Source organism: Pseudomonas sp. B6(2017) (assembly GCF_002112765.1).
GTDB lineage: Bacteria > Pseudomonadota > Gammaproteobacteria > Pseudomonadales > Pseudomonadaceae > Aquipseudomonas > Aquipseudomonas piscis.
Genome location: NZ_NEIQ01000005.1, coordinates 57,646 through 78,266 on the forward strand (window position 1 = coordinate 57,646; position 20,621 = coordinate 78,266).

19 protein-coding genes are annotated in these 20,621 nt (G+C 64.3%); 9 read left to right on the forward strand and 10 right to left on the reverse strand.

The window, feature by feature from the left end:
* From CAG11_RS09775 to CAG11_RS09790, 4 genes are all read left to right on the forward strand, one after another.
* Positions 1-2,592, forward strand: coding sequence for a glycosyltransferase (locus tag CAG11_RS09775; protein ID WP_085596160.1), 2,592 nt, complete (start codon positions 1-3; stop codon positions 2,590-2,592).
* 196 nt (positions 2,593-2,788) lie between these two features.
* A complete protein-coding gene (gene dapE / locus CAG11_RS09780; RefSeq protein ID WP_053134448.1) occupies positions 2,789-3,940 on the forward strand; it encodes a succinyl-diaminopimelate desuccinylase in 1,152 nt (383 codons plus the stop codon).
* Positions 3,940-4,749: a putative RNA methyltransferase gene (locus CAG11_RS09785; protein WP_085596161.1), complete on the forward strand. Its 810-nt coding sequence runs from the start codon at positions 3,940-3,942 to the stop codon at positions 4,747-4,749. The genes dapE and CAG11_RS09785 overlap by 1 nt, the downstream gene beginning before the upstream one ends.
* 85 nt (positions 4,750-4,834) lie before the next feature.
* On the forward strand, positions 4,835-5,212 hold the full coding sequence (locus CAG11_RS09790) for a hypothetical protein (RefSeq protein ID WP_085596162.1): 378 nt from the start codon (positions 4,835-4,837) through the stop codon (positions 5,210-5,212).
* Between the two features lie 110 nt (positions 5,213-5,322).
* On the opposite strand, the gene CAG11_RS09795 is transcribed toward CAG11_RS09790, so the two are convergent.
* Positions 5,323-5,532: a cold-shock protein gene (locus CAG11_RS09795; protein WP_022642562.1), complete on the reverse strand. Its 210-nt coding sequence runs from the start codon at positions 5,530-5,532 to the stop codon at positions 5,323-5,325.
* A 387-nt stretch (positions 5,533-5,919) separates the two neighbouring features.
* On the opposite strand from CAG11_RS09795, the gene plsB reads away from it, so the two are divergent.
* The 3 genes from plsB to CAG11_RS09810 are packed head-to-tail and all read left to right on the forward strand — an operon-like array spanning position 5,920 to position 9,589.
* A complete protein-coding gene (gene plsB / locus CAG11_RS09800) occupies positions 5,920-8,424 on the forward strand; it encodes a glycerol-3-phosphate 1-O-acyltransferase PlsB (RefSeq protein ID WP_085596163.1) in 2,505 nt (834 codons plus the stop codon).
* Positions 8,425-8,476: 52 nt separating this feature from the next.
* Entirely contained in the window at positions 8,477-8,875 is a 399-nt protein-coding gene (locus CAG11_RS09805; protein WP_022642561.1) for a YbaY family lipoprotein, read from the forward strand.
* 24 nt (positions 8,876-8,899) lie between these two features.
* Positions 8,900-9,589 (forward strand): DUF4197 domain-containing protein, encoded by a 690-nt coding sequence (locus CAG11_RS09810; RefSeq protein WP_085596164.1) that lies wholly within the window; start codon positions 8,900-8,902, stop codon positions 9,587-9,589.
* 55 nt (positions 9,590-9,644) lie between these two features.
* Here CAG11_RS09810 and CAG11_RS09815 read toward each other — a convergent pair whose 3' ends face one another.
* Positions 9,645-12,701 (reverse strand): efflux RND transporter permease subunit, encoded by a 3,057-nt coding sequence (locus CAG11_RS09815; RefSeq protein WP_085596165.1) that lies wholly within the window; start codon positions 12,699-12,701, stop codon positions 9,645-9,647.
* Between the two features lie 6 nt (positions 12,702-12,707).
* Positions 12,708-13,796, reverse strand: coding sequence for an efflux RND transporter periplasmic adaptor subunit (locus tag CAG11_RS09820; RefSeq protein WP_053134433.1), 1,089 nt, complete (start codon positions 13,794-13,796; stop codon positions 12,708-12,710).
* A 94-nt stretch (positions 13,797-13,890) separates the two neighbouring features.
* Between CAG11_RS09820 and CAG11_RS09825 the strand changes: the two genes are divergently transcribed.
* Positions 13,891-14,535, forward strand: a complete 645-nt coding sequence (locus tag CAG11_RS09825; RefSeq protein ID WP_085596166.1) for a TetR/AcrR family transcriptional regulator — start codon at positions 13,891-13,893, stop codon at positions 14,533-14,535.
* Positions 14,536-14,551: 16 nt separating this feature from the next.
* Here the strand turns inward: CAG11_RS09825 and CAG11_RS09830 are convergent, their stop codons facing one another.
* Positions 14,552-15,334 (reverse strand): class I SAM-dependent methyltransferase, encoded by a 783-nt coding sequence (locus CAG11_RS09830; RefSeq protein ID WP_022642556.1) that lies wholly within the window; start codon positions 15,332-15,334, stop codon positions 14,552-14,554.
* A gap of 93 nt (positions 15,335-15,427) precedes the next feature.
* Here CAG11_RS09830 and CAG11_RS09835 point away from each other — a divergent pair, with 93 nt between their 5' ends.
* The gene (locus CAG11_RS09835) at positions 15,428-16,045 is read left to right on the forward strand and encodes an energy transducer TonB (RefSeq protein ID WP_085596167.1); all 618 of its coding nucleotides are present in this window, start codon (positions 15,428-15,430) and stop codon (positions 16,043-16,045) included.
* Between the two features lie 9 nt (positions 16,046-16,054).
* Here the strand turns inward: CAG11_RS09835 and CAG11_RS09840 are convergent, their stop codons facing one another.
* From CAG11_RS09840 to adk, 6 genes are all read right to left on the reverse strand, one after another.
* The gene (locus CAG11_RS09840) at positions 16,055-16,735 is read right to left on the reverse strand and encodes an extensin family protein (RefSeq protein ID WP_371857887.1); all 681 of its coding nucleotides are present in this window, start codon (positions 16,733-16,735) and stop codon (positions 16,055-16,057) included.
* Positions 16,736-16,765: 30 nt separating this feature from the next.
* Positions 16,766-17,599, reverse strand: coding sequence for an oxaloacetate decarboxylase (locus tag CAG11_RS09845; protein WP_085596169.1), 834 nt, complete (start codon positions 17,597-17,599; stop codon positions 16,766-16,768).
* Positions 17,600-17,629: 30 nt separating this feature from the next.
* Positions 17,630-18,490, reverse strand: a complete 861-nt coding sequence (locus tag CAG11_RS09850) for a DUF72 domain-containing protein (RefSeq protein WP_177409109.1) — start codon at positions 18,488-18,490, stop codon at positions 17,630-17,632.
* A complete protein-coding gene (locus CAG11_RS09855) occupies positions 18,487-18,786 on the reverse strand; it encodes a hypothetical protein (RefSeq protein WP_085596171.1) in 300 nt (99 codons plus the stop codon). Before CAG11_RS09855 ends, CAG11_RS09850 begins: the two co-directional genes overlap by 4 nt.
* Positions 18,787-18,973: 187 nt before the next feature.
* On the reverse strand, positions 18,974-19,648 hold the full coding sequence (gene tsaB, locus CAG11_RS09860) for a tRNA (adenosine(37)-N6)-threonylcarbamoyltransferase complex dimerization subunit type 1 TsaB (protein WP_085596172.1): 675 nt from the start codon (positions 19,646-19,648) through the stop codon (positions 18,974-18,976).
* 89 nt (positions 19,649-19,737) lie between these two features.
* Positions 19,738-20,385 carry an adenylate kinase gene (adk, locus tag CAG11_RS09865; protein WP_085596173.1) on the reverse strand — a complete coding sequence of 216 codons (648 nt, stop codon included), beginning with the start codon at positions 20,383-20,385 and terminating at the stop codon, positions 19,738-19,740.
* Positions 20,386-20,621 lie beyond the last annotated feature (236 nt).

A 20,621-nucleotide genomic window follows, 5' to 3' on the forward strand; every position in this document is an offset into this window, starting at 1 on the left:
ATGTCATCGCGTAAATTTGGACTCAACCTGGTGGTAGTGCTGGCCATCGCCGCACTGTTCACCGGTTTCTGGGCGCTGATCAATCGCCCGGTCTCGGCCCCCGACTGGCCGGAACAGATCTCCGGTTTTTCCTACTCGCCCTTCCAGCTGGGTCAGTTCCCGCAAAAGGACCAGTACCCGTCCGACGATGAAATGCGTCGCGACCTGGAGATCATGAGCAAGCTGACCGACAACATTCGTACCTATTCGGTGGATGGCAGCCTGGGAGACATTCCCCGGTTGGCAGAAGAATTCGGCCTGCGCGTGACCTTGGGGATCTGGATCAGCCCGGACCTGGAGCGCAACGAGCGCGAGATCATGCGCGCCATCGAACTGGCCAACACCTCTCGCAGCGTGGTCCGGGTGGTGGTGGGTAACGAGGCGATCTTCCGCAAGGAAATCAGCGCCGACCAACTGTCCGTGGTCCTGGACCGGGTACGTGCCGCAGTGAAGGTGCCGGTCACCACTTCCGAGCAGTGGCACGTCTGGGAAGAACATCCGGAACTGGCCCAGCACGTCGACCTGATCGCCGCGCACATCCTGCCTTACTGGGAATTCATCCCGGTGGACAAGGCCGAACAGTTCGTCCTCGACCGGGCTCGCGACCTGAAGAAGATGTTCCCGAAAAAACCGCTGCTGCTGTCCGAAGTGGGCTGGCCGAGCAATGGCCGGATGCGCGGTGGCGCCGACGCCAGCCCGGCGGACCAGGCGATCTACCTGCGGACCCTGGTCAACCAGCTCAACCGCCAGGGCTACAACTACTTCGTCATCGAAGCCTTCGACCAACCGTGGAAGGCCAGCGACGAAGGCTCGGTGGGCGCCTACTGGGGCGTGTTCAACGCTGCGCGCCAGCAGAAATTCAACTTCGAAGGCCCGGTGGTGGCGATCCCGCAATGGCGGGTACTGGCCATTGGCTCGGTGGTCCTGGCGATGCTGTCCCTGGCGATCCTGCTGATCGACGGCTCGGCCCTGCGCCAGCGTGGGCGGACGTTCCTGACCTTCATCGCCTTCCTCTGCGGTTCGGTGCTGGTGTGGATCGGCTATGACTACAGCCAGCAGTACAGCACCTGGTTCAGCCTGACCGTGGGCTTCCTCCTGGCCCTGGGCGCCCTGGGGGTGTTCATCGTCCTGCTCACCGAGGCCCACGAACTGGCCGAGGCGGTGTGGGTGCGCAAGCGCCGGCGCGAGTTCCTGCCGGTGGAAGGCGATTCCGGCTACCGGCCGAAAGTCTCGATCCACGTGCCCTGCTACAACGAACCACCGGAGATGGTGAAGCAGACGCTCGATGCCCTGGCCAACCTCGATTACCCGGACTACGAAGTCCTGATCATCGACAACAACACCAAGGACCCGGCCGTCTGGGAGCCGGTCCAGGCCTATTGCCAGACCCTGGGCCCGCGCTTTCGCTTCTTCCATGTCTCGCCGCTGGCCGGCTTCAAGGGCGGCGCGCTGAACTACCTGATCCCGCACACCGCCAAGGACGCCGAGGTGATCGCGGTCATCGACTCCGACTACTGCGTGGAGCGCAACTGGCTCAAGCACATGGTGCCGCACTTCGCCGACCCGAAGATCGCCATCGTGCAGTCACCCCAGGATTACCGCGACCAGGACGAAAGCACCTTCAAGAAGCTCTGCTACGCGGAGTACAAGGGCTTCTTCCATATCGGCATGGTCACCCGCAACGACCGCGACGCCATCATCCAACACGGCACCATGACCATGACCCGGCGCTCGGTGCTCGAAGAGCTGGGCTGGGCCGACTGGTGCATCTGCGAGGACGCCGAGCTGGGCCTGCGGGTGTTCGAGAAGGGCCTGTCGGCCGCCTACCACCACGAAAGCTACGGCAAGGGCCTGATGCCCGACACCTTCATCGACTTCAAGAAGCAGCGTTTCCGCTGGGCCTACGGTGCGATCCAGATCATCAAGCGCCATACCGCCAGCCTGCTGCGCGGCAAGGACACCGAGCTGACCCGCGGCCAGCGCTACCACTTCCTGGCAGGCTGGCTACCGTGGGTGGCCGACGGCATGAACATTTTCTTCACCATCGGCGCGCTGTTGTGGTCGGCGGCGATGATCATCGTGCCCAGGCAGGTGGACCCGCCGCTGCTGATCTTCGCCATCCCGCCCCTGGCGCTGTTCGTGTTCAAGGTCGGCAAGATCATCTTCCTCTACCGCCGTGCGGTGGGCGTGAACCTCAAGGACGCCTTCTGCGCGGCCCTGGCCGGCCTGGCCCTGTCCCATACCATCGCCAAGGCGGTGCTGTACGGTTTCTTCACCAGCAGCATTCCGTTCTTCCGCACGCCGAAGAACGCCAACAGCCATGGTTTCTGGGTGGCGATCTCCGAGGCTCGGGAAGAGCTGTTCATCATGCTGCTGCTGTGGGGCGCGGCGCTGGGGATCTTCCTGGTCCAGGGCCTGCCGAGCAACGACATGCGCTTCTGGGTGACCATGCTCCTGGTGCAGTCGCTGCCCTACATGGCGGCACTGGTCATGGCCTTCCTGTCGTCGTTGCCCAAGCCGGCCCCGGAGCCTGAACCGGCCGCTGCGGGCTGAATCGACGCAAAGCACTAAACGGCGGCCTGAGGCTGCCGTTTTGCTTTAAGATATCCGCCATTTTGCGCGCCTTGCCCCCCATTACAGTAGGAGCCAGGCTTACCTGCGATGAAACCTTTGCGGTGCTTTGGGCAAACCGCATAGCGACCATCGCGGGCCAGCCTCGCTCCTACCTATAACGTCTCCGGAGTTTCCCATGACGGCCCATGCCGAGCTTTCGCCGACCCTGCAACTTGCCTGTGACCTGATCCGTCGCCCCTCGGTGACCCCGGTCGATGCCGACTGCCAGAAGCTGATGATGCAGCGCTTGGGCGATGCCGGTTTCCAGCTGGAACCGATGCGCATCGAGGACGTGGACAACTTCTGGGCCACCCATGGCAAGCATGAGGGCCCGGTGCTGTGCTTCGCCGGCCACACCGACGTGGTGCCCACCGGTCCGGTCCAGGCCTGGCAGAACGATCCGTTCGAGGCCCTGATCGACGAACACGGCATGCTCTGCGGCCGTGGCGCGGCGGACATGAAAGGCAGCCTGGCGGCGATGCTGGTGGCCGCCGAGCGCTTCGTCGGCGATTACCCGGACCACAAGGGTTCGGTGGCGTTCCTGATCACCAGCGATGAAGAAGGTCCGGCGCACCATGGTACCAAGGCCGTGGTCGAACGCCTGGCGGCACGCAAGGAGCGCCTGGACTGGTGCATCGTCGGCGAGCCGTCGAGCACCAGCCTGGTGGGCGATGTGGTCAAGAACGGCCGTCGCGGCTCCCTGGGCGCCAAGCTCACGGTCCGTGGGGTCCAGGGCCACGTGGCCTATCCGCACCTGGCCAAGAACCCGATCCACCTGGCCGCTGCGGCCCTGGCGGAACTGGCGGCCGAGCACTGGGACGACGGCAACGCCTTCTTCCCGCCCACCAGTTTCCAGATCTCCAACCTCAACTCCGGCACCGGCGCCACCAACGTGATCCCCGGTGAACTGGTGGCCCTGTTCAACTTCCGCTTCTCCACCGAGTCCACCGTCGAAGGCCTGCAGCAGCGGGTCGCGGCGATCCTCGACAAGCACGAACTGGACTGGCATGTGGAATGGGCGTTGTCCGGCCTGCCGTTCCTCACCGAGCCAGGCGCCCTGCTGGACGCGGTATCGGCCAGCATCAAGCAGGTCACCGGCCGCCAGACCAAGGCCTCCACCAGCGGCGGTACATCCGATGGTCGCTTCATCGCCACCCTGGGCACCCAGGTCGTGGAGTTGGGGCCGGTCAACGCCACCATCCACCAGGTCAACGAGCGGATCCTGGCCAGCGACCTCGACGTGCTGACCGAGATCTACTACCAGACCCTGGTCCGGTTGCTCGCCTGATGCTCGCCTGTCCTCTTTGCAGCGCCCCGCTGAACACCCAGGACAACGGCGTGGTGTGCCCGGCCGGGCATCGCTTCGACCGTGCCCGCCAGGGCTACCTGAACCTGCTGCCGGTGCAACACAAGAACAGCCGCGACCCGGGCGACAACCAGGCCATGGTCGAGGCCCGCCGCGACTTCCTCAACGCCGGGCACTACGCCCCGGTGGCCGCGCGCCTGGCCGAGCTTGCAGCCGAGCGGGCACCACAGCGCTGGGTCGATATCGGCTGCGGCGAGGGTTACTACACCGCGCAATTGGCCCAGGCCCTGCCCGACGCCGATGGCTACGCCCTGGATATTTCCCGGGAAGCGGTCAAGCGCGCCTGTCGCCGGGCGCCGCAACTGACGTGGATGGTCGCCAGCATGGCGCGTGTTCCCCTGGCCGAGGGCAGTTGCCAGTTCCTGGCCAGTGTCTTCAGTCCTCTGGACTGGCAGGAAGCCAAGCGCCTGTTGAGCCCTGGCGGCGGCCTGATGAAGGTCGGGCCTACCAGCGGCCACCTGATGGAGCTGCGCGAACGCCTGTACGACGAGGTCCGGGAATACACCGACGACAAGCACCTGGCCCTGGTGCCACAGGGCATGGCCCTGGACCATAGCGAGGTCCTGGAATTCAAGCTGCGACTGGATCGCCCGGAAGATCGCGCCAACCTGCTGGCCATGACGCCCCATGGCTGGCGTGCCAGCGCCGAGCGCCGAGCCGCGGTGATCGAGCAAGAGCAGCCGTTCGAGGTCAGCGTATCGATGCGCTACGATTATTTCGTACTGCAGTGACCCCACTTCAACCACGACCCCGGGCATGGGCCCGGGGTCGGATAAATCCGCGAATGGATTTTTCAGACCGGCAATGAGGACATCCATGCGCCAGCCCGATATCGAGATTTACCTGAAAGACGCCGACGTCGACCACAAGGCCATCGCCGCCTGGCTCGGCGCCGTGCTGGGTCCTTGCAGCCAATGGGTACAGAAAGGCCAGACCTACAAATGCACCGCTGGCGAGGTTCCGGTGACGTGGTTGCCCAAGGCCGTGGGCAAATGGAACAGCCTGTACCTGGAAAGCGACCAGACGCCCTGGGATGACGACATCGCCTGCGCCCGCGCCGCGTTCGCCGCGCTCAACGTCGAGGTGCGCTGCGCACCGGGTAGCTGGGTCGAGGAGGAAGGTGAAGAGTCCGCCGATCGCTGGATTCGCATCAGCACCGACGGTGAAGAAGAGATTACCTGGCGCACCGCCTGATTTCGCTTGCACCTGATTCCAATTGCGGTAGGAGCGAGGCTTGCTCGCGATAGCGTTGTGCCTGGTAGCACGTTATCGCGGGCAAGGCTCGCGCCTATCGGGCAGGGCCTTTACAAGCCGACGACGTCCTCGGCCTGCAGGCCTTTCTGGCCTTCGACCACGGCGTACTCCACCTGCTGGCCTTCGGTCAGGGAACGGTGGCCTTCGCCACGGATCGCCCGGTAGTGAACGAACACGTCCGCCCCACCTTCACGTTGGATAAAGCCGTAGCCCTTGGCGTCGTTGAACCACTTCACGCTGCCGGTCTCACGAGTAGTCATGAATCCATCCCTCAATTTTTTATTATTGGCTCGGCGCTCTGCCGCCAAACCTGGAGAACTTTCCCTGGGCCTGCTTCTCTATGAATGGAAGCGATACGACTGCGGGAGAGTTGGCCGAGTATATGACAGGTGGAAAAACTCTCAACTCAATCTTGTTTAGTGGCGTTTTTGCCGATTTTCGACGAATCCGGCACACTAGCGCCCACTACTGCCAGGTAAAGAGCCGCGTTGCCGGAGACGTTGCCGACTACCGGGCTGGAGCGAGCAAACCGCACTTCTTGCGCCTTTTTCCGCAACAAGCGAGCTGCCGTCGCGACCTGTCCCAGCGACCACGGCTCCTCCCCCCAGGCTTGCGCTTGGTTTTTTATTCACTCACGTAGAAACCGTATGACCCGCTCCCCGATCCGCCGTCTCGTGTTTGGCACCTTGCGCCGCCTGCTGTATCTCTGGGTGCGCTCGGAAACCATCAACCAGTCGTCCTTCACTCTTGACCTGGACCGCAGCCGACCGGTGTTCTACGTCCTGCAAAACCCATCCTTGAGCGACCTGGCGGTGGTGGACACCGAGTGCACCAAGGCCGGCCTGCCACGCCCGGTGCTGCCGGTGTCGGTGGGCAACCTGCTGGAGCCTGCGGCGTTCTTCTACCTGACCCCGGAGCCGGACTGGCTCGGCCGCCAGGACAAGCGCGGCGCACCGCCGACCTTGACCCGCCTGGTCAGCGCCCTGACCCAGAACGCCGCCGAAGATGCGCAGATCATCCCGGTCAGCGTGTTCTGGGGCCAGTCCCCGGACAGCGAGTCCAGCCCCTGGAAACTGTTGTTCGCCGACAGCTGGGCGGTCACCGGGCGCCTGCGTCGCCTGTTGAGCATCATGATCCTGGGACGCAAGACCCGGGTGCAGTTCTCGGCGCCGATCCACCTGCGCGAGCTGATCGAGCACAACAAGGGCCACGAGCGCACCGTGCGCATGGCCCAGCGCATCCTGCGGGTGCACTTTCGCAACCTCAAGGCCGCCGTCATCGGCCCGGACATCTCCCACCGGCGCAACCTGGTCAAGGGCCTGCTCAACCAGCCCCTGGTCAAGCAGGCGATCCTGGATGAAGCCGAACGCGAGAAGATCTCCCCGGAAAAGGCCAAGGCCCAGGCCCTGCGCTATGGCAACGAGATCGCCTCGGACTACACCTACACCGCGATCCGCTTCCTGGAAGTGGTGCTGAGCTGGTTCTGGAACAAGATCTACGACGGGATCAAGGTCAACCACCTCGAGGGCGTGCAGAAGATCGCCCAGGGCCACGAAGTCATCTACGTGCCCTGCCATCGCAGCCATATCGACTACCTGCTGCTGTCCTACCTGCTGTTTCGCAACGGCCTGACCCCACCCCACATCGCCGCCGGGATCAACCTCAACATGCCGCTGATCGGCGGCCTGCTGCGACGCGGCGGGGCCTTCTTCATGCGCCGCACCTTCAAGGGCAACCCGCTCTACACTTCGGTGTTCAACGAGTACCTGCACACCCTATTCACCAAGGGCTTCCCCGTGGAGTACTTCGTCGAGGGCGGGCGCTCGCGCACCGGGCGCATGCTGCAACCCAAGACCGGCATGCTGGCCATCACCTTGCGCAGCTTCCTGCGCTCCTCGCGCATGCCCATCGTCTTCGTACCGGTGTACATCGGCTACGAGCGGGTACTGGAAGGCCGCACCTACCTGGGCGAACTGCGTGGTGCGAGCAAGAAGAAGGAGTCGATCTTCGACATCTTCAAGGTCATCGGCGCCCTCAAGCAGCGTTTCGGCCAAGTGGCGGTGAACTTCGGCGAGCCCATCAAGCTGGCGGAATTCCTCGACCAGGAACAACCGGACTGGCGCACCCAGGAACTGGGCCCGCAGTACCGTCCGGCCTGGCTCAACGAAACCACCAATCGCCTGGGCGAGCGGGTGGCCCAGCACCTCAATGAAGCCGCGGCGATCAACCCGGTGAACCTGGTGGCCCTGGCCCTGCTCTCCACCAGCCGCCTGGCCCTGGACGACCGCGCCATGGCCCGGGTACTGGATCTGTACCTGGCCCTGCTGCGCAGCGTGCCCTATTCGCCCCACACCACCTTGCCGGAAGGCGATGGCCAGGCGCTGATCCAGCACGTCAAGGACATGGACCTGCTGGCCGAGCAGAGCGACGCCCTGGGCAAGATCCTCTACCTGGACGAGCAGAACGCCGTCCTGATGACCTACTACCGCAACAACGTGCTGCACATCTTTGCCTTGCCGGCACTGCTGGCGAGCTTCTTCCAGAGCTCCTCGCGCATGAGCCGCGAGCAGATCCTGCGCTACACCCGGGCCCTGTATCCGTACCTGCAAGCCGAGCTGTTCATCCGCTGGCCCCTGGAGGAACTGGACGCCGTGGTGGACCAGTGGCTGCAAGCCTTCGTCGAGCAAGGCCTGCTGCGCTTCGAGAAAGAGATGTACCAGCGCCCGGCGCCCAGCTCGCGGCACTTCGTCCTGCTGACCCTGCTGTCCAAGAGCATCGCCCAGACCCTGCAGCGCTTCTACATGGCCATTTCGCTGTTGCTCAACAGCGGCCAGAACAGCATCAGCGCCGAAGAGCTGGAAGACCTCTGCACGGTCATGGCCCAGCGCCTGTCGATCCTGCATGGCCTCAATGCCCCGGAGTTCTTCGACAAGAGCCTGTTCCGCCATTTCATCCAGACCTTGCTGGACCAGGGCGTGCTGCGGCGCGACGACGCCGGCAAGTTGAGCTACCACGAGTTGCTCGGGGAACTGGCCGAGGGCGCCGCCAAGCGCGTACTCCCGGCGGAGATTCGCCTGTCGATCCGCCAGGTCGCCCTGCATCGCAGCGAAGACGCCGCCGAGCAAGTCGCGACTGCGGCGCAAAGCGAGTAGATTCTCATGGGCGCCGCGGCTCGTGCGGCGCCCCCAGATACGGAGATCCGCCATGAAGAAGTTCATCCTGCTGGCCGCCGCCGCGCTGCTCGGGGCTTGCCAATCCACCGCGCCTGCGGCCAAGGCCAGCCTCGAAGGTGAAGTCTTCTATCTGCAACGCATCGCCCTGCCAGCGACCGCCACCTTGAGCGTGAGCCTGCAGGACGTATCCCTGGCCGATGCGCCGGCGGTGGTCCTGGCCGAGCAGCGCGGGCCCGTCAAGGGCCAGGTGCCGCTGCCCTTCCATCTCGATTACGATCCGGCCCAGGTCAAGCCTGGCCACACCTATTCGCTCAGCGCGCGCATCGAAGTCGATGGCCGGCTGATCTTCATCACCACCGAACACAACGGGGTCAAACTCGACGGCAGCGATCCGCGGCCGTTCAAGCTCCGTGTCGACGCTGTCCGTTAATCCCCACTGCACAAGGAAGCCGCCATGCTCCGTACCTCGCTTCGTTTCACCAGCCTGTGCGCTGGCCTGATGATCTCCGCCAGCGCCCTGGCCCTGTCCCTGAGCGACCTGTCCCAGGGTGATGCCAGCGGCGGTCTCAAGGATGCCCTGACCCAGGGGGCGCAAATAGCCGTCAAGCAGCTGGGCACCCCCGGCGGCTTCAGCAACAACCCGGACGTACGCATCGAGCTGCCGGGCAACCTGGGCAAGGTCGCCAAGAAGATGAAGCAGTTCGGCATGGGCGAGCAGGTCGAACAGCTGGAAACCAGCATGAACAAGGCCGCCGAGGCGGCAGTCCCGCAGGCCCAGGCGCTGCTGGTGGATGCAGTGAAGAAGATGACCGTGGCCGATGCCAAGGGCATCCTGGCCGGCGGCAAGGATTCGGCCACCCAGTACCTGGACAAGAGCAGCCGTGAGCAGATCCGCGCCAAGTTCCTGCCGATCGTCAAGCAGGCCACCGACCAGGTCGGCCTGGCCAAGCAATACAACTCCTTCGCCGGACAGGCTGCGACCCTCGGCGTGCTGGATGCCAAGAGCGCCAATATCGAGGGTTACGTGACCGAGCAGGCGCTCAACGGCCTGTTCGAGATGATCGGCAAGCAGGAAGAAACCATTCGCCAGAACCCGGGCGCCGCAGCCACCAGCCTGGCCAAGAAAGTCTTCGGCACCCTGTAAGCCCTGCCCTCACCCACAGGAGCCGGTCGCCCGGCTCCTGCTTCGCGCAATCGCCTCAGTCCTTCTTGACCCTGAACCATGCCGCATACAGTGCCGGCAGGAACAAGAGGGTCAGCACCGTAGCGACAATCAGCCCGCCCATGATCGCCACCGCCATCGGCCCGAAGAACACGCTGCGCGACAGCGGGATCATCGCCAGCACCGCCGCCAGGGCGGTCAGCACGATAGGCCGGAAGCGCCGTACCGTGGCCTCGATGATCGCATCCCAGGGTTTCTGCCCGGCCCTGATGTCCTGCTCGATCTGGTCCACCAGGATCACCGAGTTGCGCATGATCATCCCCGACAGGGCGATGGTCCCCAACATCGCCACGAAGCCGAAAGGCTGGCGGAACACCAGGAGGAACAGCGTCACGCCGATCAGCCCCAGGGGCGCGGTGAGGAACACCATGGCCGTGCGCGAGAAGCTGCGCAGCTGGACCATCAGCAAGGTCAGCACCACCACGATGAACAGCGGCACGCCGGCCTTCACCGAGTTCTGGCCACGGGCCGAGTCCTCGACGGTGCCACCGACTTCCAGCAGGTAGCCATCGGGCAACTCGGCACGCACCGGTTCCAGGGTCGGGAGGATCTGCTGGACCAGGGTCGCCGGCTGCTCCTTGCCATAGATATCGCCCCGCACGGTCACCGTAGGCAGGCGATTGCGATGCCAGATCACCCCTTCCTCGAAGCCGTACTCCACGGTCGCCACCTGGGACAGCGACACGCTCTGGCCGTTGTCGGTGGGTACCGCAAGACTCGGCAACAGCGATAGCTCGGTGCGTTCCTCGCGGGTGCCACGCAGGAGGATCTCGATCAGCTCGTTGTCCTCGCGATACTGGCTGACGGTGGAACCGATCAACGAGCTCTGGAGGAACTTCGACAGGTTGGCGGTGCTCACGCCCAGGGCCCTGGCACGATCCTGGTCGATGTTCAGGTAGACCACCTTGCTCGGCTCTTCCCAGTCCAGGTGGACGTTGGCCACATGGGGGTTTTCACGCACCTTGGTCGCCACCTTGCGGGCCAGGGCACGCACCTCCTCGATGTGCTCGCCAGTGACCCGGAACTGCACCGGATAACCTACCGGCGGGCCGTTCTCCAGGCGCGTGACCCGCGAACGCAAGGCCGGGAACTGCTGGTTGAGGGTATCGAGCAACCAGCTGCGCAGGCCCTCGCGATCCTCGATGCTTTTGGCCAGGACCACGAACTGGGCAAAGCTGGTGGCCGGCAGCTGCTGGTCCAGGGGCAGGTAGAAACGCGGTGAACCGGTGCCGACGTAGGCCACGTAGTTGTCGATGCCCGGGTGATCCTTGAGCATCGCTTCCAGGCGCTTGACCTCCTCGGCGGTGTTGCTCAGGGAGGCGCCTTCGGCCAGTTTCAGGTCGACCATCAGTTCCAGGCGGCCCGAAGCCGGGAAGAACTGCTGCGGGACGAAGCGGAACAACAGCACCGAGCCGACGAACGCCAGGATGGTCAGGACGATCACCGTCTTGCGCCGCTCCACGCACCAGCCCACCACCCGGCGTACCCGCTGGTAGAACGGCGTACCGTGGGGATTGGACTCGGCGCCGTGCTTGGCGGCATGGAGCTTGGCCAGGTCTGGCAGCAACTTCTCGCCCAGGTACGGCACGAACACCACTGCGGCGATCCAGGAGGTCACCAGGGCGATGGTCACTACCTGGAAGATCGAACGGGTGTACTCACCCGTGCCCGACTGGGCCGTGGCGATCGGCAGGAAGCCGGCCGCCGTGATCAGGGTGCCGGTCAGCATCGGGAACGCGGTGCTGGTCCAGGCATAGCTGGCGGCCTTGATCCGGTCGAACCCCTGTTCCATCTTGATCGCCATCATCTCCACCGCGATGATCGCGTCGTCCACCAGCAGGCCGAGGGCCAGGACCAGGGCGCCGAGGGAAATCTTGTGCAAGCCGATGCCCAGGTAATACATGGTGGCGAAGGTCATCGCCAGCACCAGGGGAATGGCCAGGGCCACCACCATCCCGGTGCGGATACCCAGGGAAAAGAAGCTCACCAGCAGTACGATGATCAGCGCCTCGGCCAGTACCCGGACGAACTCGCCGACCCCGGTCTTCACCGCCGCCGGCTGGTCGGAGACCTTGCGCAGCTCCATGCCCGCCGGCAGGGTTTTCTGCAGCCGCGCGAACTCGCCCTCCAGGGCCTTGCCCAGCACCAGGATGTCACCGCCTTCCTTCATGGCCACGGCCAGGCCGATGGCGTCCTCGCCCATGAAGCGCATGCGTGGCGCGGGCGGATCGTTGAAGCCGCGGCGCACATCGGCGACATCGCCGATACGGAAGGTGCGCCCGGCGACGCGGATCGGGAAGCTGCGGATCTGCTCCACAGTCTGGAAATTACCGGACACGCGCAATTGCACCCGCTCGCTGGAAGTCTCGAAGAACCCTGCGGTGGATACCGCGTTCTGCTCCTCCAGGGCCTGTTGCACTGCCGCCAGAGGCAGGTCCAGGGTCGCCAGCTTGACGTTGGACAGTTCGATCCAGATCTTTTCGTCCTGCAGGCCCAGCAGCTCGACCTTGCCCACGTCCTTGACCCGTTGCAGCTGGATCTGGATGCGGTCGGCGTAGTCCTTGAGCACCGCGTAGTCGAAACCTTGCCCGGTCAATGCATAGATGTTGCCGAAGGTGGTGCCGAACTCGTCGTTGAAGAACGGCCCCTGGATGCCTGGCGGCAGGGTGTGGCGGATATCGCTGAGCTTCTTGCGAACCTGGTACCAGAGCTCGGGAATCTGGTTGGAGTGCATCGAGTCCCGGGCGATGAAGGTCACCTGGGACTCACCGGGCCGCGAGAAGGACACGATACGGTCGTACTCGCCGGTCTCCATCAGCTTCTTCTCGATGCGCTCGGTGACCTGGCGCGACACTTCCTGGGCCGTGGCTCCCGGCCAGTTGGTGCGGATCACCATGGCCTTGAACGTGAAGGGGGGATCTTCGCTCTGACCCAGCTTGGTGTAGGACAGCGCCCCGACAATGGCCAGCAACAACATCAGGAACAGGACGATCTGGCGATTGCGCAACGCCCAGGCGGAAAGGTTGAAACCCATCGGGGATTACTCCTTGGCCGCCAGGTTGACCACACGGTTGGAGCGATCCACCGGGCGCACTTGCAAGCCCTCATGGAGCACATGCACGCCTGCCGCCACCACCCAGTCGGATGGGCTCAGGCCTTCGAGCACCGGCACGGTCTTTTCATTGAAGGCACCGACCCGTACCGGGGTCTTGTGCAGGGTGTTATTGGCGTCGATCCGCCAGACGTAGGTGGCCCCGCCTTCGGCGGTCAAGGCCGATAGCGGTACCGACAGCGCCACTTGCTCGCCGTTCTGGACGAACACCCGGGCACTCTGGCCCAGTTCCGCCGGGACCTTGCCAGCGTTGAAGGCGATGCGCGCGGCGAAGGTCCGCGAACGTGGATCGGCGGCTGGCGACAGCTCACGGATATGTCCGGCAAAGCGCTGGCCCGGCTGGGTCCAGAGCTCCACCGATACCGGCTGGCCGACCTTGAAGCGACCGAAATTCTGTTCCGGGACGCTGATCAGTACCTCCCGCTCGCCATCGGTAGCCAGGGTGAAGACCGTCTGCCCGGCGGCCACGACCTGCCCCACTTCCACTGCCCGCTTGGCCACCACGCCATTCTGGGGCGCTCGCAGCACGGCGTAGCCGGCCTGGTTATTGGCGACATCGAACTCAGCCTTGATCTGCTTCAGCCGCGCTTCGCCGGAACGATAGAGGTTCTCGGCGTTGTCGTATTGCGAATGGCTGACCATCTGCCGGTCCAGCAGGGCCTTGTAGCGATCGCGCTCGGCACGCACCAGGTTGAGGTTGGCGCTGGCGGCGGTGACCTGGGCCCGGGTGGCCTCCAGTTGCAGACGCACGTCCTGGGGGTCGAGCTCGGCCAGCGGCTGGTCGGCCTTGACTCGCTCGCCCTCCTCTACCAGCCGTCGGCTGACCTTGCCGCCGATGCGGAACGCCAGGTCCGGTTCGTAGCGGGCCCGTACTTCGCCGGGGTAGCTGTCCGAAGCCCGTGCCGAAGGCTCTGGCTGTACCACCATGGCCGGCCGGACGCCGATCTGGACGGGCTCTTCGTGCCCACAAGCAGACAGAAAAAAAGCCAGGCTGACTGGCAGGGCATAGCGGAACATGGCGGCGACCTTTCGCTAATGGGGCTTGGAATAATTATACTGGCCAGTATGTTATTAATAGCAAACTCACCAGTCCAGTATTAACAACGAAAAAATGTCCGACAATCACGCCGCACACGTTGGGCCAGGCAGGCCCAAGGATCTGGCAAAACGCCAAGCCATTCTCGACGCAGCCAAGAGCCTGTTCTTGAGCAATGGCTACGCCAATACCAGCATGGATGCGGTCGCCGCCGAAGCCGGGGTTTCCAAGCTCACGGTGTACAGCCACTTCAACGACAAGGAGACGCTGTTCTCCGCCGCCGTGGTGGCCAAGTGCGAGGAACAACTGCCTACGCTGATCTACGAGCTGACGCCCGGCACGTCGGTGGAAAGCCTGCTGCTGGCCATCGGCCGGGGGTTTCATCACCTGGTCAACAGCGACGAGTCGGTCAACCTGCACCGCCTGATCATGACCCTGGGCAGCCAGGACCCCAAGCTCTCGCAGGTGTTCTTCGAAGCCGGTCCCGAACGTGTCCTGCAGGGCATGGAACGGCTCCTGGGCAAGATCCACCAGCAGGGCACCCTGAGCATCGACAAGCCGCGCAACGCCGCCGAACACTTCTTCTGCATGCTCAAGGGCGGGGCGAATTTCCGCTTGCTCTACGGCTGCGGCAAGCCCCTGGCCGGGGCCGCCGCAGAGGAGCACGTGCGGGAAGTGGTGGGGCTGTTCATGCGCGCCTATCGTCCGGAGCCGGACTGAACGCGCCGGCCAGGGTTCAGGCCTTGAGCGCCTTCTTGGGGTAGATGTCGTAGCGGCTGGACTTGCCTTCCAGGCCATGGCTGGGCTTGGGCCCGTCGATGCACGGCGCCTTGCGCGGACGCTTGACCACCACCCGGTGGCTGGCCAGGGCCAGGGCCGCTTCCAACAATGCCGGAGCGTCGTTGTCGTCGCCCACCAGAGGCCGGAACAGGCGCATTTCCTTCTTTACCAGGGCGCTTTTCTCCCGGTGGGGGAACATCGGGTCGAGGTAGATCACCTGGGGCGGTTCGCCTTGCCAGTTGCGCATCAGCTCGATGGAGTTGCCCTTGAGCAGTTGCATCCGCGCAACGATGGGCGCCACCTCGGCATCCTGTGCCGCACGGGCCAGGCCATCCTCCAGCAAGGCGCCGATCAGCGGCTGGCGCTCGATCAGGCTCATCTGGCAACCCAGGGTCGCCAGCACGAAGCCATCCTTGCCCAGGCCCGCCGTGGCATCCAGCACCCGTGGCCGCACGCCCTGGGCCACGCCCACGGCCTTGGCGATCATCTGGCCGCTGCCCCCGCCGTACAAGCGCCGATGGGCCGCGCCGCCTTCGACGAAGTCCACCCGTACCGGCCCCGGGGCGTCAGGCCCCAGTTGCTGCAGCTGCAACCCCTGCTCGCCCACCTGCAGGGCGAACTCGGCGTCCTCGATCTGCAACGGCAGGCCCAGGCGCTCGGCCCACTGCCGGGCCTCGGACTCGAACCCGGCATCCAGGGCCTCGACGTTGATGCGGCAGGCCGCAGGTTGCTCACTCATCTGAAAACACACTCAAAAAATTAATGATCGGCAAAAACTGCCGATAACAGGACTATCGGCCATTTTGCCAGAGCTCAGCGTCGACCGAGAGCAATGTCAGACATTCAACGCACATCGATAGGTTATATCTCGCCCCATGGCGACTATGGCCTGCGCAACTCCCAGGCACTCAGTGGCGTCAGCCACCTGTGGCAGGACTTCTTTGCCCAGGCCCTGGCCGAGCAAAGAGGTGATGGCGCCGGCGTTGAAACCATGCCCAAGGTGGCCGTCGATGGCCCGGTGGAACCTGCCGGTGGCAGCGAGATACTGGCGCAGATCGTCAACCAGCGCGGTTGCGAGGTCCAGGACACCGAAGTCCGTCCGCCCGAGCCACTGTTCCTGCCCATCGCCGAGTTCGAGATGGAACTGCTGGACAAGCCAGCCCCGCCCTTCCCGCCGGAAGAAATCATCGCCCAGCAACGCCAGCAAGATTTCGAGAACGGCTGGGTACGCCCGATCGTGCTCAATGCCGGCCAGCCCCTGCCAGAGCCCGGCCCGGCCCCGGCCCCGCGCCCGCTGCACCTGCCGATCGCCGAATTCGAGATGGATCTGCTGGACAAGCCGGCCGAACCGTTCCCGCCACAAGAGCTTATCGAGCAACAGCGGCAGATGGACTTCGACATGGGCTGGGCCCGTCCGCTGATCCTGCAGAACCTGCGCATCGCCGCCTGACCCTGTCCCTCAGCGACAACGCCAGAGCGGCCCCAGGTCCAGGTGGAAATGGTTGCGATGGGCGCTGTTGAAGTCCGGCCCCAGCACCACGTTGAATGCGTCGCAGGCACCATCCCGGGCCAGGCGCAGAAACCGTCCCTCGGCACTGTCCTTCGGCCAATCCTTGAGCACGCTGATATTGCGTCCGTCACTCAGGCGAAAGCCGGCGATATCCAGGGCGTTGGCGCTGGCATGCTCGCTGCGCCAGCCAATCTTGCGGTGATACATGTTGCGACAGGCAAAACTGCCCAGGTGATCGACGCGCGCCACCCGCTGGCCAAACACCTGCTGCGCCGCCGGCTGCAAGCCATGGCGCTGGTACAGGGCAAAGGCCACGGCCAGCGGACAACTGGCGAGAAAGCTGCTGCTCAGGGCGATATCGCCGCCCTGCACCCGCACCGTATTGCTCAAGGGACAGTCCACATCGGCACGGCTGTCGGGTTGGCGACTGGTGCGCAAGCCCGAGGTCGCCAGGGCCTGGTCGCACAGCTGCGGGTCATCCTGCAGTCGTGACAGCTTGAAGCGGGTCAACAGATTGGGCTTGGCCCGCACATCCAGCGGCGCCCAGGGATTCCAGGCATCGGCCAGCGGCAGCCAGCCCAACCGCACACCAATCAACAACAGGGCGCCCAGCAATACCAGGGCACCCACAACCGTCCTCGCCCTCACGCCGATTCCTTTTTACGACTGCTTGAACAATTGATTGATCTGCCCGAAGGGAATCGCCCGCTCGGCGAAATCGAAGCGGCCCTGGTCACGGATCTCCTGCGCCGCCTGGTAGAACGCGCCATAGGCCGCCCGGGCCAGGGCCGAACCGACACTGATGCGCTTGACGCCCAGTTCCGCCAGTTGCGCCACGCTCAGGTCCAGGCCGCCGGACATCAGCACGTTCACCGGTTTGGGCGCCACCGCCCGCACCACTTGGCTGATCTCCTGCGCACTGCGCAGCGCCGGGGCGTAGAGCACGTCGGCGCCGGCCTCGGCATAGGCCTGCAAGCGGCGGATGGTGTCCGCCAGATCATTGCAGCCGTGCAGCTGGTTCTCCGCCCGGGCAGTCAGAGTGAAGGAGAACGGCAGGCTACGCACCGCCGCGACGCAAGCCTCGATGCGCTCCACCGCCAGCTGGAAATCGTAGATGGGGTCCTCGGCGCGGCCGCTGGCGTCCTCGATCGAGCCACCCACCGCGCCGCAGGCAGCCGCTTGCAACAGGGCCTGGACGCACTCCCCTGGGCTGTCGGCAAAACCGTTCTCCAGGTCGACGGCCACCGGCAGCTCGCTGGCGCCGACGATGCCGCGCACATTGGCCAGGGTATCGGCCAGGCTCAAGGCGCCTTCGGCATCCGGGCGCGCAAGGGAAAACGCATAGCCGGCACTGGTGGTGGCCAGGGCCTCGAAGCCCAGGCCGGCCAGCATCCTGGCGGAGCCGGCATCCCAGGGATTGGGAATGACAAAAGCCCCGGCACGTTCATGCAGGGCCCTGAAGGCATTGGCACGAAGGGTTTGCGCGTGATCCATTACTCGCTCCTCGAAGGCTGCAAAAGCACCTCAGAGCAAACCAAGCTGCTCCGCGGCGGGCTCCCTGTATAACTCAGGCAAGGCGGGCAAACCAGGCAAACGTTGCATCAGGCGCGCATGAAAACGCCGGGCCAGTTCAGCGGCCATGCGGTTGTCGGAGGTGTGCAGGAAAACATAGGGCGTACGCCCCTCTTCGATCCAGCCGGCAACCTTGTCGAGCCAGGGCACCAGGAACGGATCGTTGGCCGCAAGCTCGGGATGGCCGATGAAACGCACCTGGGGAAACTGGGTGAATGCCGCAGGGCGCGGCGGCACCTTGGGTTTCTTCGACTGCGCATGCAGCACCGCTGGCGCCGTCGAAGTGCAGCTGAACAGGGCTCGTGGGTCGAGGCAGATACGCTCCACACCGCGTTCGCGCAGCAAGCGGTTGAGCATCCGCTCGGCGTCGCCCTTGGCGAAGAACTCCGGATGCCGGACCTCCACCGCCAGCGGTCGCTGCAGGCCATCGATGAATTCCATCAGTTCGCCCAGGCGCTGTGGCGCGAAAGTGGCCGGCAACTGCAGCCACAACGGCGACACCCGCTCACCCAGTGGGCTGAGCAACTGGATGAAACTCTCGGCAGCCGGCAGTTGTTCGCGCAGGTCGCCGCCATGGCTGATATCGCCCGGGAACTTGGCGGTGAAGCGAAAATGCCCGGGCATGATCTGTGCCCAACGCTCCACCGTGGCTGGCGCGGGCCGGGCATAGAAGGTGGTATTGCCCTCGACGGCGTTGAACACCTGGCAGTACAGGCCGAGGAAATCGTTGGGTCGCGCATCCTCCGGGTACAGGTACTCGCGCCAGGCGTTTTCGCTCCAGGAAGGACAGCCGAGAAAATAGGGCAGCATCAGATGTGCAGGTCGAGCCCCACCACTTCCATATCCCAATCGACGAAACCAGCGGTGGTCAGGTAGCTGGCCAGGGCATTGGCCACGCTTCTTTTCATTGCGCGCTGGAAGATCATGTCCTGGGGACGGGCGGGAAGATTGCTGGTACGGGAGGCTGACTGGGAACGGCCCTGGGATGCGGGCTCGGGTTGGACATCGACCACCTCGATATCGTCCAGGGACTCATCTACCTGCGCCCGGCCTTTGCGAGGCTTGCGCTTGATGGGGTAGGAGTGCGAGGAGATGCCGTCTATACGCATACTGAAAAGCCCGGGGTCGATGATGGCAATTTAGCGGCACCGCTTCGACTTAGCAAATGCCCGAGTGATAACTAGAACACAGAAAAGCCAAAAGGTTTGAATCCGGGCAGGATTCGCGTCAAAAACCGGACGATTGGCGTCAGTCTTGGAGGTTGCCCATTCCATCCGCCAATCGGCACGGGATTATTCAACGAGCCTTGGGCGTGGCTACCTTGTCCCGCAGGTAGACCGGCTGGGCATCGTCGGCACGGATCGATTCGCCGCGCTCCCAGGCGAACCGCGCAAGCGCCAGCAGGTCTTCGGCATGGGGCAGCATGCCCGCGTCCTGGCCGCTGAGGCTGAGCGCAATGCGCTCGCCGTAACCCCATCCGGTGCCGGCACCGAACCAGTCGCCGCTGCTGCCCTCGGGCAACGCGGCAACCTCGGGGGGCAGGACCGCCTCCTTGCCCACCAGGCGCATCTCGCCGGCGACTTCCCGATAGCAGCCCCAATAGACTTCATCCATCCGCGCATCGATGGCCGCCGCGACCTGGGTCGCACCGTGCTCGCGCAGGGCCCGCTGAGCCAGGACCGCCAGGTTGGACACCGGCAGCACCGGGCGGTCCAGGGCAAAGGCCAGGCCCTGCACCACGCCGATCGCGATCCGCACCCCAGTGAAGGCGCCCGGGCCACGACCGAAGGCAATGGCGTCCACCGCCTGCAAGGTAGTCCCGGCGTTGGCCAGCAGCTCCTTGATCATCGGCAAGAGCTTCTGCGCATGCAGGCGCGGGATCACCTCGTAATGGCTCGTGACCTTGCCGTCATGCAGCAAAGCAACGGAGCAGGCTTCAGTCGCGGTGTCCAGGGCCAGCAAGGTGCTCATCGGGGGTTCCATAGCATTGAAAAAAGTGGCGCATTATAAACAGCAACGGCCCGCAAGCGGGCCGTTGTGCGATCAAACGATCAGGTTATTCAGCTCAGGGCTTCGAGCACCTTGGCGGTGATCACTTCCACCGAGCCCACGCCAGGGATATGGCTGTATTTCGGCTTGCCCTGGGACGCGGCCAAGTGCTGGTAGAACTCAACCAGCGGCTTGGTCTGGGAGTGGTAGACCGACAGGCGATGGCGCACGGTTTCCTCGGTGTCGTCCTTGCGCTGCACCAGGTCTTCACCGGTGATGTCGTCCTTGCCGGCGATCTTCGGCGGGTTGTAGACGGTGTGGTACACACGACCCGAAGCCTCGTGCACACGACGACCGGCGATGCGCTGGACGATCTCTTCATCGTCGACGGCGATTTCCACCACGTGGTCCAGTTCGACGCCAGCCTTCACCAGCGCCTCGGCCTGGGGAATGGTGCGCGGGAAGCCATCGAACAGGAAGCCGTTGGCGCAATCAGGCTGGCTGATGCGTTCCTTGACCAGGTTGATGATCAGGTCATCGGAAACCAGGCCGCCGCTGTCCATCACGCTCTTGGCCTTCAGGCCCAGCTCGGTGCCCGCCTTGACCGCAGCACGCAGCATGTCGCCGGTGGAGATCTGTGGAATGCCGAACTTCTCGGTGATGAACTTTGCCTGAGTACCTTTACCGGCCCCGGGAGCTCCCAGCAGAATTACGCGCATCGATGTGCTCCTCAATTTTTTATTTAGAAACGCTCGGATTCGCCTCGTCGGGCCAATCTCAAAAATCAGGTTAAAGCCGCCCAAACGGCCAAAGGCTGATCAAGATACACAGCCGACACAGCGCACACAAGCAGTCGAAAGTCGGAGGAACCCGGCCTTTTCGTGCCCTGTTGGCGAGGTATGACAAGTCGCAACCCCGTAACAAAGTGTCGCCAGATAGATCTGAGCGACACTCA